Source organism: Accumulibacter sp., assembly GCF_016789985.1.
Taxonomy (GTDB): Bacteria; Pseudomonadota; Gammaproteobacteria; order Burkholderiales; family Rhodocyclaceae; genus Accumulibacter.
Window position 1 is genome coordinate 1 of record NZ_JAEUOL010000125.1, and the last position, 16,451, is coordinate 16,451.

At 61.8% G+C, this 16,451-nt stretch carries 12 protein-coding genes and 3 tRNA genes; 13 read left to right on the top strand and 2 right to left on the bottom strand.

Annotated features, from left to right (window positions below):
* Positions 1-469: 469 nt before the first annotated feature.
* The 7 genes from tig to JNK99_RS07255 all read left to right on the top strand — a co-directional run bounded on the left by tig (position 470) and on the right by JNK99_RS07255 (position 8,594).
* Positions 470-1,789: a trigger factor gene (gene tig, locus JNK99_RS07225; protein WP_291850743.1), complete on the top strand. Its 1,320-nt coding sequence runs from the start codon at positions 470-472 to the stop codon at positions 1,787-1,789.
* A 39-nt stretch (positions 1,790-1,828) separates the two neighbouring features.
* Positions 1,829-2,458, top strand: a complete 630-nt coding sequence (gene clpP / locus JNK99_RS07230; RefSeq protein WP_291850745.1) for an ATP-dependent Clp endopeptidase proteolytic subunit ClpP — start codon at positions 1,829-1,831, stop codon at positions 2,456-2,458.
* 48 nt (positions 2,459-2,506) lie between these two features.
* Positions 2,507-3,778 (top strand): ATP-dependent Clp protease ATP-binding subunit ClpX, encoded by a 1,272-nt coding sequence (clpX, locus tag JNK99_RS07235; RefSeq protein WP_291850748.1) that lies wholly within the window; start codon positions 2,507-2,509, stop codon positions 3,776-3,778.
* A gap of 84 nt (positions 3,779-3,862) precedes the next feature.
* A complete protein-coding gene (lon, locus tag JNK99_RS07240) occupies positions 3,863-6,289 on the top strand; it encodes an endopeptidase La (protein WP_291850751.1) in 2,427 nt (808 codons plus the stop codon).
* Between the two features lie 138 nt (positions 6,290-6,427).
* Positions 6,428-6,503, top strand: a tRNA-Val gene (locus JNK99_RS07245).
* 32 nt (positions 6,504-6,535) lie between these two features.
* A tRNA-Asp gene (locus JNK99_RS07250) sits at positions 6,536-6,612 on the top strand.
* A gap of 74 nt (positions 6,613-6,686) precedes the next feature.
* Positions 6,687-8,594 carry a SurA N-terminal domain-containing protein gene (locus tag JNK99_RS07255; RefSeq protein ID WP_291850754.1) on the top strand — a complete coding sequence of 636 codons (1,908 nt, stop codon included), beginning with the start codon at positions 6,687-6,689 and terminating at the stop codon, positions 8,592-8,594.
* A 124-nt stretch (positions 8,595-8,718) separates the two neighbouring features.
* On the opposite strand, the gene groL is transcribed toward JNK99_RS07255, so the two are convergent.
* Positions 8,719-10,371 (bottom strand): chaperonin GroEL, encoded by a 1,653-nt coding sequence (gene groL / locus JNK99_RS07260; protein ID WP_291850756.1) that lies wholly within the window; start codon positions 10,369-10,371, stop codon positions 8,719-8,721.
* 99 nt (positions 10,372-10,470) lie between these two features.
* Positions 10,471-10,761, bottom strand: coding sequence for a co-chaperone GroES (groES, locus tag JNK99_RS07265; protein ID WP_291850758.1), 291 nt, complete (start codon positions 10,759-10,761; stop codon positions 10,471-10,473).
* A 536-nt stretch (positions 10,762-11,297) separates the two neighbouring features.
* Here groES and JNK99_RS07270 point away from each other — a divergent pair.
* The 6 genes from JNK99_RS07270 to JNK99_RS07295 all read left to right on the top strand — a co-directional run bounded on the left by JNK99_RS07270 (position 11,298) and on the right by JNK99_RS07295 (position 16,238).
* On the top strand, positions 11,298-11,861 hold the full coding sequence (locus JNK99_RS07270; RefSeq protein ID WP_291850761.1) for a DUF2760 domain-containing protein: 564 nt from the start codon (positions 11,298-11,300) through the stop codon (positions 11,859-11,861).
* Positions 11,858-13,705 carry an Hsp70 family protein gene (locus tag JNK99_RS07275; protein WP_291850764.1) on the top strand — a complete coding sequence of 616 codons (1,848 nt, stop codon included), beginning with the start codon at positions 11,858-11,860 and terminating at the stop codon, positions 13,703-13,705. The genes JNK99_RS07270 and JNK99_RS07275 overlap by 4 nt, the downstream gene beginning before the upstream one ends.
* Before the next feature lie 92 nt (positions 13,706-13,797).
* Positions 13,798-13,874: transfer RNA gene (locus tag JNK99_RS07280), tRNA-Val, on the top strand.
* A 372-nt stretch (positions 13,875-14,246) separates the two neighbouring features.
* Positions 14,247-14,675 (top strand): RNA polymerase-binding protein DksA, encoded by a 429-nt coding sequence (dksA, locus tag JNK99_RS07285; RefSeq protein ID WP_291850767.1) that lies wholly within the window; start codon positions 14,247-14,249, stop codon positions 14,673-14,675.
* Between the two features lie 103 nt (positions 14,676-14,778).
* The gene (locus JNK99_RS07290) at positions 14,779-15,726 is read left to right on the top strand and encodes an adenylate/guanylate cyclase domain-containing protein (protein ID WP_291850769.1); all 948 of its coding nucleotides are present in this window, start codon (positions 14,779-14,781) and stop codon (positions 15,724-15,726) included.
* Positions 15,727-15,989: 263 nt separating this feature from the next.
* Positions 15,990-16,238 (top strand): hypothetical protein, encoded by a 249-nt coding sequence (locus tag JNK99_RS07295; RefSeq protein ID WP_291850772.1) that lies wholly within the window; start codon positions 15,990-15,992, stop codon positions 16,236-16,238.
* The last annotated feature ends 213 nt before the right edge of the window (positions 16,239-16,451 follow it).

Genomic DNA, 16,451 nt, shown 5'->3' on the forward strand with positions numbered 1-16,451 from the left:
GTGTCCGCAAAGCCTATCGCAGTGCCCTTTCCTGGTTCAAACGCGGCATCCGCCTTCTCTTGAGACGCGCTGCCAGCGCACTGCCTCTTCCCAAGTTCTTTCAGGGGGCCGAAACATGATAGGTGGTAAGTTGGCCGTACCGCACGGGTTTCGAGCAAGTTGATAATGCTGTAGAATCACTCGCTTTCCGTGCGCGCAGAGGTGGCAGGACAGCGCGACTGCAACCACGGATCTGGTGTCGGTGGAGACTTCCGATGCGCTGTCGGTTGGCCTGTGGGTGTCATGCGGATACCGTGCAGGGCGCCAGTGGCATCGCGATTTCTCCTGCTTTCGAACGATTGCTCGAACAGCCGGACGGTTTTTGCATCGTTGCCTTGCCTGTCAGCACAGCATTGTCTGCAGGCATCGGGGTCGCTGTCGACCGAGTCACCTTCCAGTCACCTTTCAGCCCGTATCACAAGGATTCTTAATGGAAACGAACGCTGCTGCTAACATTGAGGCACCCACCGCAGGCGCTCTGGAGCGCCGTATTGACCTGTCGGTGGCGATCGCCGAACTAGATCAGGACGTCGATCAACGGCTCAGGCGCCTGGGCAAGAACATGAAACTGCCGGGTTTCCGCCCCGGCAAGGTGCCGGCCAGCATCGTCAGACAGCAGTACGGCGAGCAGGCTCGCCTCGACGCGCTCCAGGAAGCGCTGGGCCGTTTGTTCGGCGAGGCGGTCACGGCGCAGCAATTGCGTGTCGCCGGGACGCCGAAGATCGAGTCCAAGAGCAGTAACGACACGCATATCGAGTTTTCGGCGACTTTTGAAGTTTACCCGGATATCACCCTGAACGATCTGGCCGAGGTCGAGGTGGAGCGCCCGGTGCTTGAGGTCGGCTCGGCCGAGGTTGACAGCACGCTCGATATTTTGCGCAGACAACGCGTTCGTTACGAGCCGGTCGATCGCCCGGCAGCCCTCGCAGACCGAGTAAGCATCGACTTCCTTGGCAAGAAGGATGGTGAGCCTTTCGCTGGCGGCCAGGGCAAGGATTACCGTTTCGTTCTCGGTGAGGGCAAGATGCTTTCCGACTTCGAGAGTGCGGTAATCGGTACGCGTCCTGGTGAAACCAAGTCCTTCGACATGACCTTTCCCGCCGAGTACTTCTCCAAGGATCTGGCCGGTCAATCGGTCACCTTCGAGGTTTCGGTCAAGGAAGTTGGCGAGCCGATTCTGCCTGAACTCGACGCGGATTTCGCCAAGGCGCTCGGGGTCGAGGATGGCGACCTGGCGAAGATGCGTGCCGAGGTCGAGGCGAACCTTCGGCGCGAGGTCAAGAAACGCCTGCAGGGAAAAATTACCGGACAGGTGATGGACGCTCTGCTGCAGGCCAACCCGATTGAGGTGCCTGGGGTGTTGATTCAGCGGGAAATCGAGCGTCTGATGCAGGTTGCGCGCCAGGACATGGAACAGCGCGGCATGAAGGTGAAGGACCTGCCGATGCAGCCCGAATGGTTTGCCGATCAGGCCCGGAGACGGGTCTCCATCGGTCTCATCCTGTCGGAAATCGTGAAACGGAATGACCTGCAGGCCAGGCCGGCGCAGGTGAAAGAGCTGGTTCAGGACGCGGCGCAGAGCTACGATCAACCGGAAGAGGTCGTCCGCTGGTACTATGCCAAGCCGGAGCGCCTCGCGGACCTCGAGGGCGCGGCGATCGAGGCGAATGTGGTGAGTTGGGTACTGGAGCAGGTCAAGGTGCTGGACAAGCCGGTGGCTTTTGCCGAATTGATGGGACAACAGTCCTGAACGGTAAACACGTAAATTCTCGAGGCAAGGGAAAGCAAAATGGGTACTGACCACGGCAGCAGCTGGGATCCACGGGCGCTTGGCCTGGTCCCCATGGTGATCGAGCAGAGTGGTCGTGGCGAACGCGCCTACGATATCTACTCTCGCCTGCTCAAGGAACGGGTCGTGTTCCTGGTGGGCCCGGTCAACGACGTGACGGCGAATCTGGTGGTGGCGCAGTTGCTCTTCCTGGAAGCCGAGAATCCGGACAAGGACATCCACTTCTACATCAACTCGCCAGGCGGCTCGGTGTCGGCGGGCCTCTCGATTTATGACACCATGCAGTTCGTCAAGCCCGACGTCTCGACACTGTGCATGGGGCAGGCATGTTCGATGGGAGCCTTCCTGTTGAGCGCCGGTGCCCGCGGCAAACGTTTTGCCCTGCCCAACTCGCGGATGATGATCCACCAGCCGATGGGAGGTTTCCAGGGGCAGGCATCGGATATCGCGATACACGCCAAGGAGATCCTTTCCTTGCGTGCCAAGCTGAACGAAATCATGGCCCACCACACCGGGCAGGCGATCGAGCGGATCGAGCGCGATACCGATCGCGACAACTTCCTTTCCGCGCAGGAAGCGGTCGATTATGGGCTGATCGACAAGGTACTGGCCAATCGGGATGCGGTTTGACGCTGCATCCGGACGACCTCGACCGGTTTGAGAGTGAGGTAGGACGACATGTCGGAAAAGAAAAGTGGCACGGAAAAACTTCTCTATTGCTCGTTCTGTGGCAAGAGCCAGCATGAGGTGAAGAAGCTCATTGCCGGGCCGTCGGTATTCATCTGTGATGAGTGCATCGATCTCTGCAATGACATCGTTCGCGACGAGATTGCCGGGGAACCGGGTGGCAAGGGTGGCAAGGCCGACTTGCCGACCCCCAGGGAGATCTCGGCTCTGCTGGATCAGTACGTGATTGGCCAGGATCAGGCGAAGCGAATTCTCTCGGTGGCGGTTTACAACCATTACAAGAGGCTACGCCACTTCAGCAAGTCGAGCGATGAGGTTGAGCTGGCGAAGAGCAACATCCTGCTCATCGGCCCGACTGGATCGGGCAAGACCCTGCTTGCGCAGACGCTTGCCCGGATGCTGGATGTGCCGTTCGTGATGGCCGATGCGACAACGCTTACCGAAGCAGGCTATGTCGGGGAAGATGTCGAGAACATCATCCAGAAGTTGTTGCAGAAGGCGGATTACGATACCGAGAAGGCGCAGCGCGGCATCGTCTATATTGACGAGATCGACAAGATCTCGCGCAAGTCGGATAACCCCTCGATTACCCGTGACGTGTCCGGAGAGGGCGTGCAGCAGGCGCTGCTCAAGCTGATCGAAGGTACGGTGGCCTCGGTGCCGCCGCAGGGGGGGCGCAAGCATCCGAACCAGGACTTCGTTCAGGTCGACACCACCAACATCCTGTTCATCTGTGGCGGTGCGTTCGACGGCCTCGAAAAGGTCATCCGTAACCGCTCCGAACGAGGCGGCATGGGCTTTTCGGCCGAGGTGAAGAGCAAGGACAACAAGCGCGAGATCGGCGAGATCCTGCGCAGCGTCGAACCCGAGGATCTGATCAAGTTCGGGCTGATTCCCGAGCTGATCGGTCGCCTGCCGGTGATCGCGACGCTGGAGGAGTTGTCTGCCGCAGCTTTGGTGCAGATCCTCGTCGAACCCCGGAACGCGCTGGTCAAGCAGTATCAGAAGCTGTTCGCGATGGAGGGAGTGGCGCTCGAAATACGCACCGCTGCGATGATGGCGATTGCCCGGAAAGCTCTGGAGCGGAAGACCGGTGCACGTGGCCTACGTTCCATCCTCGAAGCCGTGCTGCTCGATACCATGTACGAACTTCCAGGAATGGAGAATGTCTCAGAGGTCGTCATTGACGAGGGTGTGATCGTTGGTGATGCTCGCCCGTTGCTGATTTACGCCGATCAGCCGAAGGTTTCTGGCGGCAACTGATGTGCTGTCCGTCAGCGGCGCGGCTTGAAATATGGGTTCTTGCCGCCATCTGCGGGATGAACCTTTACCTATAGGGCACAATCGATGTCTGCATCTCCCAAGCTGTCTGCCGAGCCGGTCGAACTGCCATTGTTGCCATTGCGCGATGTTGTAGTCTTCCCGCACATGGTGATTCCATTGTTTGTCGGCCGCCCGAAGTCGATCAGGGCTCTCGAAGTGGCGATGCAGGCCGGCAAGAGCATCCTTCTGGTGGCTCAGAAGTCAGCCGTCAAGGACGAACCGGAGGCGGAGGATTTGTACTGCGTTGGCTGTCTGGCAAATATCCTGCAGATGTTGAAGCTCCCCGACGGTACCGTGAAGGTGCTCGTCGAAGGCGAGCAGCGCGCCCGCCTTGAAACGATCGAAGCGCGCCAGGAGATGTTCTTTGCAGCGGCGCGTCCGGTGCTCGCCGAGGATGGCGTCAACCACGAGGTCGAGGCGCTGCGTCGTGCGGTGATCGCGCAGTTCGACCAGTACGTCAAGCTCAACAAGAAAATTCCACCGGAAATCCTGACCTCGATCGCCGGCATAGAAGAGGCCGGGCGTCTGGCAGATACCATTGCCGCACATCTGCCGCTGAAGCTGGAGCAGAAGCAGGAAATACTCGAGATGCTCGACGTGCGCGCGCGCATCGAGCGCCTGCTGGCACAACTCGAAGCGGAGATCGACATTCTGCAGGTCGAAAAGCGTATCCGTGGTCGCGTCAAGCGCCAGATGGAGAAAAGCCAGCGCGAGTATTACCTCAACGAGCAGGTCAAGGCGATTCAGAAGGAACTCGGCGAGGGCGAGGATGGTGCCGACCTGGAGGAACTCGACCGCAAGGTCAAGGCGGCGGGCATGAGCAAGGAGGGGCTGGCCAAGGCGCAGGCCGAGTTCAGAAAACTCCGCCTGATGTCGCCGATGTCGGCTGAAGCGACAGTGGTGCGCAACTTCATCGAAACCCTGATCGCCCTGCCTTGGCGCAAGCGGACGCGCATCAGCAAGGATCTGGCGGCAGCCGGCAAGATCCTCGACGCAGATCACTGGGGTCTGGAAAAGGTCAAGGAGCGCATCATCGAGTACCTTGCCGTGCAGCAGCGGGTTGATCGTCTCAAGGCGCCGATCCTTTGCCTGGTCGGCCCTCCCGGGGTTGGCAAGACCTCGCTTGGGCAGTCGATAGCGCGTGCCACCGGACGCAAGTTCGTTCGCATGAGTTTGGGCGGCGTGCGCGACGAAGCGGAAATCCGTGGTCATCGGCGGACCTACATCGGTTCGATGCCGGGCAAAATTCTGCAGAACATGAGCAAGATCGGTGTCAAGAACCCGCTCTTCCTGCTTGATGAAGTAGACAAGATGGGTCAGGATTTTCGTGGTGACCCGAGTTCGGCGCTGCTTGAGGTGCTCGATCCGGAACAGAATTCGACCTTCGTCGACCACTATGTCGAGGTCGAGTACGATCTCTCGGAGGTGATGTTTGTCGCCACCGCGAACACGCTGAATATTCCACCTCCCTTGCTAGATCGCATGGAGGTGATCCGGCTATCGGGCTACACGGAAGACGAAAAGGTCAATATCGCTCAGCGTTACCTGTTGCCCAAACAGATGAAGAACAACGGGCTGAAGACAACCGAACTGACGGTCGCCGAAAGCGCCTTGCGCGATATCGTCCGCTACTACACCCGCGAGGCGGGGGTTCGCTCGCTCGAACGTGATATCTCGAAAATCTGCCGCAAGGTGGTCAAGACGCTGTTGCTCCGCAGGAGCCAGGGTAAGGTTGCGGTCAGCGCGCGCAATCTGGACAAGTTCCTCGGTGTGCGTCGTTACAACTTCGGGGTAGCCGAGCGGGAGAATCAGATCGGTCAGGTGACGGGTCTGGCATGGACGGAGGTGGGTGGAGAGCTGTTGACCATCGAATCGGTGGTGTTGCCCGGCAAAGGCAAGACGACGACTACCGGCAAGCTCGGCGAGGTCATGCAGGAATCGGTCCAGGCAGCATTGTCGGTGGTGCGCAAGCGCGCCCAGTCGCTGGGCATCGACCACGACTTCTACCAGAAGAGCGACATCCACATTCATCTCCCCGAAGGAGCGATCCCGAAGGATGGTCCGTCGGCAGGGGTGGGAATCTGCACCGCGCTGGTGTCGGTACTTACCGGAATACCCGTGCGCTGCGATGTGGCGATGACCGGCGAGATCACCTTGCGGGGGGAGGTCCTGCCGATTGGTGGGCTGAAGGAAAAACTTCTCGCGGCTGTGCGCGGCGGGCTGGCCAGGGTCCTGATTCCCGAGGAGAATGTCAGGGACCTGGCCGACATCCCGGACAACATCAAGAACAAGCTGGAGATCATCCCGGTCCGCTGGATCGATCAGGTGCTCGAGCACGCGCTGGAGCGCAAGCCGGAACCGTCCGCCGAGGTGGTGGGGGAGCCGACGGTACCGGTCGTACCTGCGGGCAGTGCCGAGGGTGCGGGCGCAACGACCGTGATCACCCATTGAGAGGAGCAGTTCGCGCGGCGTGCCCATTTCTTGGGGGGTAGCTGTGTGGCAATTGCTTCGACCGAGGGCGGAGGGGATTCCATTCTGGCCAAGTCGTATCGGATGCGGTAGACTTGCGCCTCTGCCTTGGTCGCCAAAGGGTGCTTAGCTCAGTTGGTAGAGCGCTAGCCTTACAAGCTGGATGTCGGCGGTTCGAGCCCGTCAGCACCCACCAGGAAGTGCCAGAGGAGTTCTGCAGCGCATTTTGGAGTGGTAGTTCAGTTGGTTAGAATACCGGCCTGTCACGCCGGGGGTCGCGGGTTCGAGCCCCGTCCACTCCGCCATTGACGAAGGGCGAACGCAAGTTCGCCTTTTTTGTTATTGCTTCAATGTTCCAGCGAGTTAGCGGGCTACCATCATGTTTTTTGACGCAGTTCGTAACAACAAGCGAGTTGTCCAGATCTTTCTTGCCTTGATCGCGCTGCCTTTTGCATTCTGGGGCGTTGACTCTTACGTTCGAGGCTCTGGCGCTGGCGCCGATCTTGCCAGCGTCGGTGACTCCAAGATTACCTTGCCGCAGTTTGACCAGGCTTGGCGGGTTCAGCAGGATCGCATGCGCCAGGTGCTGGGGGAGAATTTTCGTCCCGAGTCGATGAATACCCCGGCAGCGCGGCTTGCGGTCCTCAACTCACTGATTGATCAGCGCCTACTGCTTCTTGAAGCGGCCAAGGGCCAGCTCGGCGCGAGCGACGAGCAACTCCGCGAGGTGATCAGCAAGATTCCCGCGTTGCAGGAAAATGGGCAGTTCTCGATGTCCCGCTATGAGGCGGCGCTGGCCGCTCAAGGGATGTCGCAAGCACAGTTCGAACGACAGGTTCGTCAGGATCTGACGCTGCAGCAATTTGTCGGGGCGATTGGCGATACCGGCATTGCCGGGAACACGGTAGCGGAGCGCATCCTGCGCATACAAACCGAGGAAAGGCAGGTCGCCGAAGTCCGCATCATGCCGGCGCAGTTCTCTGACCAGATCAGGATCGAGGCGTCTGCTGTCAGGAAGTACTACGATGGGAACAGCAAACAGTTCGAAGTTCCGGAACAGGCCAGGGTTGAGTACACGGTCCTCTCGCTCGATGGTTTGATGGGGCAACTCGTGGTGAGCGATGGCGAGGTGAAGGCCTGGTACGAAAGTCACCAGGATCGCTATCAGCAGGCCGAGGAGAGGCGCGCCAGTCACATCTTGATCACGGTCAATGACGATGTGGACCAGAGCAAGGCCAGGGTCAAGGCAGAGGAGGTGCTCAAGGAGGTTCACAAGTCGCCGGAGCGATTCGCCGAACTGGCCAGAAAACATTCGCAGGACCCCGGTTCGGCCGAGAAAGGCGGTGACCTTGGTTTCATCGGTCGTGGAATGATGGTCAAGCCGTTTGAGGAAGCCGTGTTCAAGTTGCGCGTGAACGAGGTCTCGGGGTTGGTTCAGTCGGAATTCGGCTATCACATCATCAGGCTGACCGGCGTCAAGCCGGGGAAGCAGCGCACGCTGGCCGAAGTACGCTTGGAGATCGAGGATGAGCTGAAGCGGCAAACCGCCACCCGCCGATTCGCCGAAGAAGCCGAGGCATTCAGCAATCTGGTCTATGAACAGCCGGATAGCCTGCAGCCGGCCGCCGGTCGCTTCAAGCTGACGCTTCGGGAATCCGGTTGGCTGCCGCGCAGCCCGGCTCCGGAGGTGCTTTCGACGCTGGGTCAACTGGGCAATCAGAAAGTGCTGACGGCGGTGTTTTCGGAAGACTCGCTCAAGAACAAGCGAAATACCGAAGTGGTCGAGATCGCACCCAACACGCTGCTGGCAGCACGCGTGATCGAGTACCGGCCGGCCAGTCTGAAACCCTTTGAAACCGTCCAATCCCAGATCGAAGCGGCCCTCAAGGCCCGGGAAGCGGCGGAGTTGGTCCGTTCGTCGGGTGAAGCCAAGTTGCGCGAGTTGCAGCAGGGTGGCGACGACAAGGTCGCCTGGGCTCAGGTCAGGAGCGTTTCCCGTCAGGATGCGCGACAGTTGCCAGCCGCAGCGCTCCAGGCGGTCTTTGCCGCCAAGGTGGATAAGCTGCCGGCGTACGTGGGCGCCGAGGTGGGTGGCGGATCTTATGCACTTTACAAGATAATGAAGGTCAGTCAGCCGGAAAAGCTCGACGCCAATCGGCGCCAGGCCCTACAGCGCGAGTACAGTACGATTCTTGGCCAGGAAGATTTCGCTGCTTATCTTGCCGGTCTGCGGCAGCGCTACAAGATCGACATCAATACAGCGGCGCTCGAACGCAAGGATCGTTAGTCGCTTGTGTTTGGCGAACGCCTGAGTATTGCGGCTATGCCCGCCCGCCGGAAGCGGGCGAAGAAAAACCCCGCTGCGGCGGGGTTTTTCCTGGGTTTGACCACAGCTTGGCGCGGTCGGGAAACTACATGTCCATGCCGCCCATGCCGCCCATGCCGCCCATGCCGCCGCCCATGCCGCCGCCCATCGGGGGCTTCTCCTCGGCCAGTTCGGCGACCATGCAATCGGTCGTCAGCATCAGGCCGGCGATCGAAGCCGCGTTTTGTAGTGCGGTACGGGTCACCTTGGTGGGATCGAGAACGCCCATTTCGACCAGGTCGCCGTAGTCACCGGTGGCCGCGTTGTAGCCGAAATTGCCGCTACCCTGCAGCACGGCATTGACGACCACCGAGGGCTCGTCACCGGCGTTGGCGACGATCTCGCGCAGCGGCTGTTCCATCGCTCGCAGCACGATCTTGATGCCGGCATCCTGGTCGTGGTTGTCACCCTTGAGTGCAGCCAGCCCGGCACGAGCGCGCAGCAGGGCGACACCACCGCCGGGAACGATGCCTTCCTCGACGGCTGCGCGGGTGGCGTGCAGTGCGTCTTCAACGCGCGCCTTCTTCTCCTTCATTTCGACTTCGGTGGCTGCGCCAACCTTGATCAGGGCAACACCTCCGGCGAGCTTGGCGACGCGTTCCTGCAGCTTCTCCTTGTCGTAGTCGCTGGTAGCGGTTTCGATCTGTGCACGGATCTGCTTGACGCGCGCCTCGATACTCGTGCTGATGCCGGCTCCGTCGATGATGGTGGTGTTTTCCTTGCCGATCTCGATGCGCTTGGCCTGCCCGAGGTCAGCCAGCGTGGCTTTCTCCAGGGTCAGCCCGACTTCCTCGGCGATGACTTGGCCGCCAGTCAGGATGGCGATGTCTTCGAGCATGGCTTTGCGGCGGTCGCCAAATCCCGGTGCCTTGACCGCGCAGGTCTTCAGGATGCCGCGGATGTTGTTCACCACCAGGGTGGCGAGTGCTTCGCCGTCGACATCCTCGGCGACAATCAGCAGCGGACGGCTGGCCTTGGCCACTTGTTCGAGGATCGGCAGCAGATCGCGAATGTTCGAGATTTTCTTGTCGAAGATCAGAACGTACGGACTTTCCAGGATCGCATTCTGCTTCTCGTTGTTGTTGATGAAATAGGGGCTGAGGTAACCACGGTCGAACTGCATGCCTTCGACGACGTCGAGTTCGTTGTTCAGCGACTTGCCGTCTTCGACAGTGATGACGCCTTCCTTGCCGACCTTGTCCATTGCCTTGGCGATGATGTCGCCAATGTCGGCGTCGGCGTTGGCCGAAATGGCGCCCACCTGAGCGATCTCCTTGCTGGTCGAGCAGGGCTTGGAGAGGCTCTTCAGTTCTTCGACAGTCGCGACAACTGCCTTGTCGATGCCGCGTTTGAGGTCCATCGGGTTCATCCCGGCGGCAACGTACTTCATGCCTTCGCGGACGATGGATTGGGCCAGCACAGTCGCGGTTGTGGTGCCGTCGCCGGCAATGTCGGAAGTCTTGGAGGCGACTTCCTTCAGCATCTGGGCCCCCATGTTGGCGAACTTGTCCTTGAGTTCGATTTCCTTGGCGACCGAAACCCCGTCCTTGGTCACGGTCGGCGAACCGTACGAACGCTCGAGTACAACATTGCGGCCTTTCGGGCCCAGGGTGATCTTGACTGCGTCGGCAAGGATGTTCACGCCCTCGACCATGCGAGCGCGTGCGCTGTCGCCAAACTTGACGTCTTTAGCTGCCATAGAGAACTCCTAAATTTCTTTAATGGTTTGATTCGGAATTAAAAGCTTGTGTGGCGTGGGCGCTCGGTGGAGTCGCCTTCGGGAGCAGCGATCGATTGGCTATGCCTCGATCACGCCCATGATGTCTTCTTCACGCATGACCAGCAGCTCCTCGCCGTCAACTTTGACGGTTTGGCCGGCGTACTTGCCGAACAAGACCCGGTCTCCGACCTTGACTGCGAGGGCGCGCACGCTGCCATCTTCAAGGATCTTGCCATTGCCAACGGCGCGAATCTCACCTTGGTCAGGCTTCTCAGCGGCGGTATCCGGAATGACGATACCGGAGGCGGTCCTGCGCTCCTCTTCAAGACGTTTGACGATCACGCGATCATGCAACGGACGAATCTTCATGCAATTTCTCCTAATTTAAGAATACGTACGAACATCAGCTAGCCGATGAGGCACAGCGCCCGGAGCAGGGTGCTCGTCAAAGCCCTATTATTAGCACTCATCACTAACGAGTGCTAATAATAGGGCCGAGTTGCCCCGATTTCAAGGGGCGGTTGCTGCGTTACTTAGTGGCCCAGTGTTCACGGGGGGTCGAGCCTTCCGGCTGCCGCTCACCAACAACGCGGCCGAACGGGGTGGGGAAATCGGTTCCGGGCGACGGCGGACAGCTTGCCGCGTGCTACCCGAATCCGTCAAAATGGTTTATATTGCGCCGCAACAGACGCCACGTCCACTTCCACCCATGACCCGACAACGAAGCGGGGGACGCTTCCAGCGGCGTTGCGTCCCACTCCGGCCATCGCGACGATGTGCCAGCCGAGCGACCCCCGGTTTTCGCAGACTAACCGGCGCTGGGCGCACCGGCCACCGCGGCGTAGCTGCGGCCGACCCGGAAAATGTGACCTCGCTGCTTGTGCGGTAAACACCAGGAGCATTTCATGAAACCAGCCAACCCATCCCTGCTGAGCCGAATCTCGCTCGCTTTCGGCACCTTTTTCTCGATCCTCTCCGATGGCCATTTCGCCGCTCGCGTGCAGACCCTGCGTGCAGGCGAGCAGCGCGCCGAACCCTCGACGCCACCGCCGGCTGCCGCTCGGCCCGCCGCCCCACCACTGGTTGAAGCGGCGCCGGACGGCGCGCTGCAACTGCTCGGCCTGTTGCAGCGTGAAGCGCGCTTCATCGACTTCATCCAGGAAGACGTCGCTGCCTATGGCGATGCCGACATTGGTGCCGCTGCGCGCGTCGTCCATGAGGGATGTCGCAAGGTACTGCGCGACAACTTCACGATCGTTCCGGTGCGCAACGAGGTAGAAGGCAGCCGCGTGACGCTGCCGGCCGGATTCGACGCCGCAGCGCTCCGCGTCACCGGCAATGTCGTCGGCCAGCCGCCGTTCACCGGCAGTCTCACCCACCGCGGCTGGCGAGTCAGCGAAACCCGCCTGCCCAGACTCGCCGGCGGTCACGACCTGCGCATCGTTGCTGCAGCGGAGGTGGAACTGTGAGCGAGCCAAAGTTCTCCATCGGCATCGACCTCGGCACCACCCACTGTGCGCTCTCCTATGTGGATATCGGCGCCTGCGACGGCGAACAGGTCAGCCAGCAGGTACTGTCCATTCCGCAGTTGACTGCACCGGGTTCGGTCGAAGCGCTCGGCCTGCTGCCCTCTTTCATCTACCTGCCGCACGCCAGCGAACTGGCAACCGGCGATCTCAGCCTGCCGTGGACCGCCGAGCAGGACTACGCGGTCGGCGACATGGCCCGCAGCCGTGGTGCGGCAACGCCGATCCGCCTGGTCTCGAGTGCCAAGAGCTGGCTCTGTCACGCCGGCGTCGACCGGCGCGCGGCGATCCTGCCCAACGACGCACCGCCGGAAGTGGCACGTCTGTCACCGCTCGAAGCCTCGTTGCGCTACCTGGCTCATCTGCGTGCCGCCTGGGATCACGCGCAACCGGACGCACCGTTCAGCGAGCAGGAGATCGTCGTCACCATCCCCGCCTCCTTCGACCCGGCAGCACGCGATCTGACCGCCGAAGCGGCGCGCAGCGCCGGTTGCGAGCGGATGATCCTGCTCGAGGAGCCGCAGGCAGCGCTCTACAGTTGGATCGAGAAAAGTGCCGGGGGCTGGCGCAAGCAGGTACGACCCGGCGACATCATTCTGGTCGTCGACGTCGGTGGTGGCACCAGCGACTTCTCGCTGATTGCGGTGCTCGAACGCGCCGGGAGCCTCGAGTTGCACCGGGTAGCGGTGGGCGAGCACATCCTGCTCGGCGGCGACAACATGGACCTGGCGCTGGCCTATGCCGTCGCCGGCAAGCTGTCGGCGCAGGGCAGCAAGCTCGACGCCTGGCAATTACGCGTGCTGACCCACGCCTGCCGCTCGGCCAAGGAGGCGCTGCTCAGCAATCCCGAACTGGCCGAGGTGCCGCTGGTCATCGCCAGCCGTGGTGCCAAGCTGATCGGAGGTTCGATCCGCAGCGAGCTAACGCGTGCCGAACTCGTCACCACCCTGCTCGACGGCTTCTTCCCGCCGGCGGCGATTGCCGATCGCCCGCAGGGGCGCGGGCGTGCCGGCCTGACCCAGCTCGGCCTACCCTACGCCCAAGACGCCGCCGTCACCCGCCACCTGGCTGCCTTCCTTGCCCGCCAGGTGGCGGCGACGGCCGATCTCGAAGGCTTCAGCAGCCAGTTGCCAGCAGACGCCACCTTCCTCCACCCGACCGCCGTGCTGTTCAACGGTGGCGTCTTCAAATCGGAACTGCTCGCCGAGCGGACGCTGTCTACGGTCAATTCCTGGCTTGTCGCCGAGGTTGCACCGGCCGCGCGCCTGCTCGAAGGCGCCGACCTCGACCTTGCCGTTGCCCGCGGCGCCGCCTATTACAGCTATGTCCGGCGCGGCCAGGGTGTGCGCATCCGGGGCGGCACGGCGCGTGCCTATTACGTTGCCGTCGAGTCGGTGATGCCCGCCGTACCCGGCATGCAGCCACCGGTGCAGGCGCTCTGCCTGGCACCCTTCGGAATGGAGGAAGGCACCGAGGCGGCCCTGTCGGCCCTCGAGTTCGGTCTGGTGGTCGGCGAGCAGGTGCGTTTCCGTTTCTTCGGCTCATCGGTTCGCCGTCAGGACCAGGTCGGCACGCTGCTCGACGACTGGGAACCCGACGAACTGCAGGAGCTCGACGAAATTCAGACCACCCTGCCGAGCGACGGCCGCGCCGCCGGTGAAGTGGTGCGTGTCCGGCTGCACGCGCGCGTCACCGAGGCCGGCACGCTCGAACTCGAAGCGCTGCCGCACGATGGCCCGCAGCGCTGGAAGGTCGAGTTCGACGTGCGCGCCGGGGCCAGCGACTGAGTCGCCATCAACATGGCATGGCGCTTGACTTGGCATCGCGGCACCGTATAATGCGCACTTTCCTGGAGTCGCGTGCAGTTCGGCGTTGATGCAGGCGCGTAGCTCAGCTGGTTAGAGCACCACCTTGACATGGTGGGGGTCGTTGGTTCGAGTCCAATCGCGCCTACCAGACGCTTTGCTGGTCAGTCCGTGGCCGGAAAAGCATCTGGCCAACACGCGCCACAACGCGTGTCGCCTGCAAGTCTGTCCAAGCCGCCCGCGGGCGGCTTTTTCGTTGGCCGGTCAGTGATGTCCCGCGCCTTCGGGAAGATCGAGCCGATCGCCTCGAGCTATGCCCCCAGCCCACAATGCGCTAACATGGCCAGCGCTTGGCGGTCGTTCGCTGTCCCCGCCCGATCGGGAAACACCGTTCCCGAAACCGGATCGAAAGCCAGGGAGCCGGTCTGGACACCTCGCGGGGTGGACGCACATGGCCGCGACGAAACCGCTCGGGCGCTTCGCCGGTGGTCGTTGACTGTCAGCAAGTAGAGGAGTGAAGAATATGGACAAGCCCACTGGACCAAGCAACGAATTGACCGAGGCCTCCCTGCTGTCGGCTGGAGAGGATCAGTACATGTCTCCCGGGCAACTCGCCTACTTTCGCCGGCGCCTGCTGGCCGACGAGCAGGCACTGCTTTCCGCGGTCAAGGAGACCGCCGGCCACCTGCAGGCAACCGAAACGAGTTCTGACTGGAATGACCGGGCGAGCGCCGAGGAAGAGCACACGCTCGAGTTGCGCGTCCGCGACCGGGAAAGGAAACTGCTGCAGAAGATCCGCGAGGCGTTGAAGCGCATCGATGAAGGAAACTACGGCTGGTGTGAGGAAACCGGCGAAGCGATCGGCATCGCGCGGCTGCTGGCGCGGCCGACGGCTGCCTTGTGCCTCGAAGCCCAGGAGCGTCGCGAGCAGACGAAGCGTCGCTTCGGCTGAACGCCATGCCTCTGCTGTCCGTGCCATGCCGGCAACCACCTGCGGTGCACCGCCGACGGCTGGGCGCCGAGCCACTCGTCGACGGAAGATGCGGAACACAGGTATGAGAACGCGCAAACAGATGTCCACGCCGGGCGATCTCGCGGCAGGGCATCCGCCAACCCTGGCCACCGTCCTGTTCGCCGACATTTGCGGCAGCACGCGCTTGTTCGAGGAGTACGGCGATTGGCAGGCGAGACAGATCGAGAGCAGGATTCTCGAAACCCTCAAGGCCAGGACCGTGGAGTTCGACGGAAGTGTGATCAAGACGATTGGCGACGAGATCATGTGCCGCTTCGCCGATGCAGCGCGCGCCTTCGCGGCTGCCTGCGAGATGCACCGGGCGATCAAGGACGATCTTTCCCTGCTCGAGTTCGACATCGCGGTGAAGATCGGTCTGCAACATGGACCCGTGCTGGTCGAAGCGGACGACCTCTTCGGGGATGCGGTCAATGTTGCATCGCGCATGGTTTCGCTGGCCAAGGCCGATCAGATCATCACCACGCGCGAGACGGCGCGCCGCCTGCCCGAAGACCTGCAACAGATGACCCGCAGTCTCGGCCGGTCGCGCGTCCGTGGCAAGCTGGACGAACTGGAGATCGTCGAGGTGATCTGGCAGGAGCCGGGCAGCGTCACCCAGGTGGTCAGCCTCGAGCAACACGACGAGTTGCGCCGCCAACTGTTCGCCAGGCTGCTCCTCGAGTATCAGGGCAAGAGTCATCAGGTGCTACCCGGCGCCCAGCCCTTCACCATCGGGCGTGGCGAGCGTAATGATCTGGTGGTGGACCAGGATCTGGTTTCCCGCACTCACGCCGATATCGAGTTCCGCCAAGGCAAGTTCATTCTGGTTGACGGCAGCACCAACGGTACCTACCTGCTGCTCGACAACGGCGCCCGTTTCTTCGTCCAGCGAGAGGAGTTCACACTGCATGACCAGGGAGTGATCTGCCTCGGGCAGGCGGTGGCCGAGGGTGACCTCCACCTGATCCGTTTCCGCTGCGCGCAGCCCTGACACCCGGGCCGCGTACCCTGGCGGCGTATCGTCCGGCGCAGTAGTGCTCCCACCTCTGTTGGCAACAAATAGAACTGTCCGGTTTTGTAGCACATGAATTGTCCGCCCTGATCGGGGGGGACCGACGCAGCCACCTTCGAGTTCGGAGGCATGACGTTGCCGGCTTGGTCATAGTGGGCCAGCTTGCGCGGGCCATGCAGGCTTGCCGGGGTGTTGTCGATACGGCGTGGCATCGTCACCTTGGCCCGCGCGGAGTAGCAGCGATGACAATCAGCCGGGATCTGCCGTGTCATTCCGTCGAAGCTGACGCCGTTGTCGTTGCCGACGGTGCGCTCGAGACGTTCGCCCAGGACGTCGCCGAGCGGGCCACCAGTCGAGCCGACGAAGGCGCTGCCTTCTTCCATGGCCGGCTGCATGAACTCGGCGTTGAACGCCGGCGGATAGACTTCGGTCAGGTGGCGGTTGGCACCCGCCCTGTCGGTGATCCCGTTAGTGCAACATACTTTCTGTAAATTTCCTCCGAGCTGGAAAGGCGTTGCCGTGTTGCCCGCAGCGATGCGGGCGCGTAGCGCCCGAAGTGCGGAGGGCGGCTCGGCAACGCGGCGCGAAGCCAGCCGGCCTGTATCCCAAGTGATTCTTTCGGGGCACTCTTACCCAAACCTTCGAAGGAGTCGACAAAATGGCGCAACGCGTCGAGCATCACCCCCTGGACGCCGCTTTTGCGG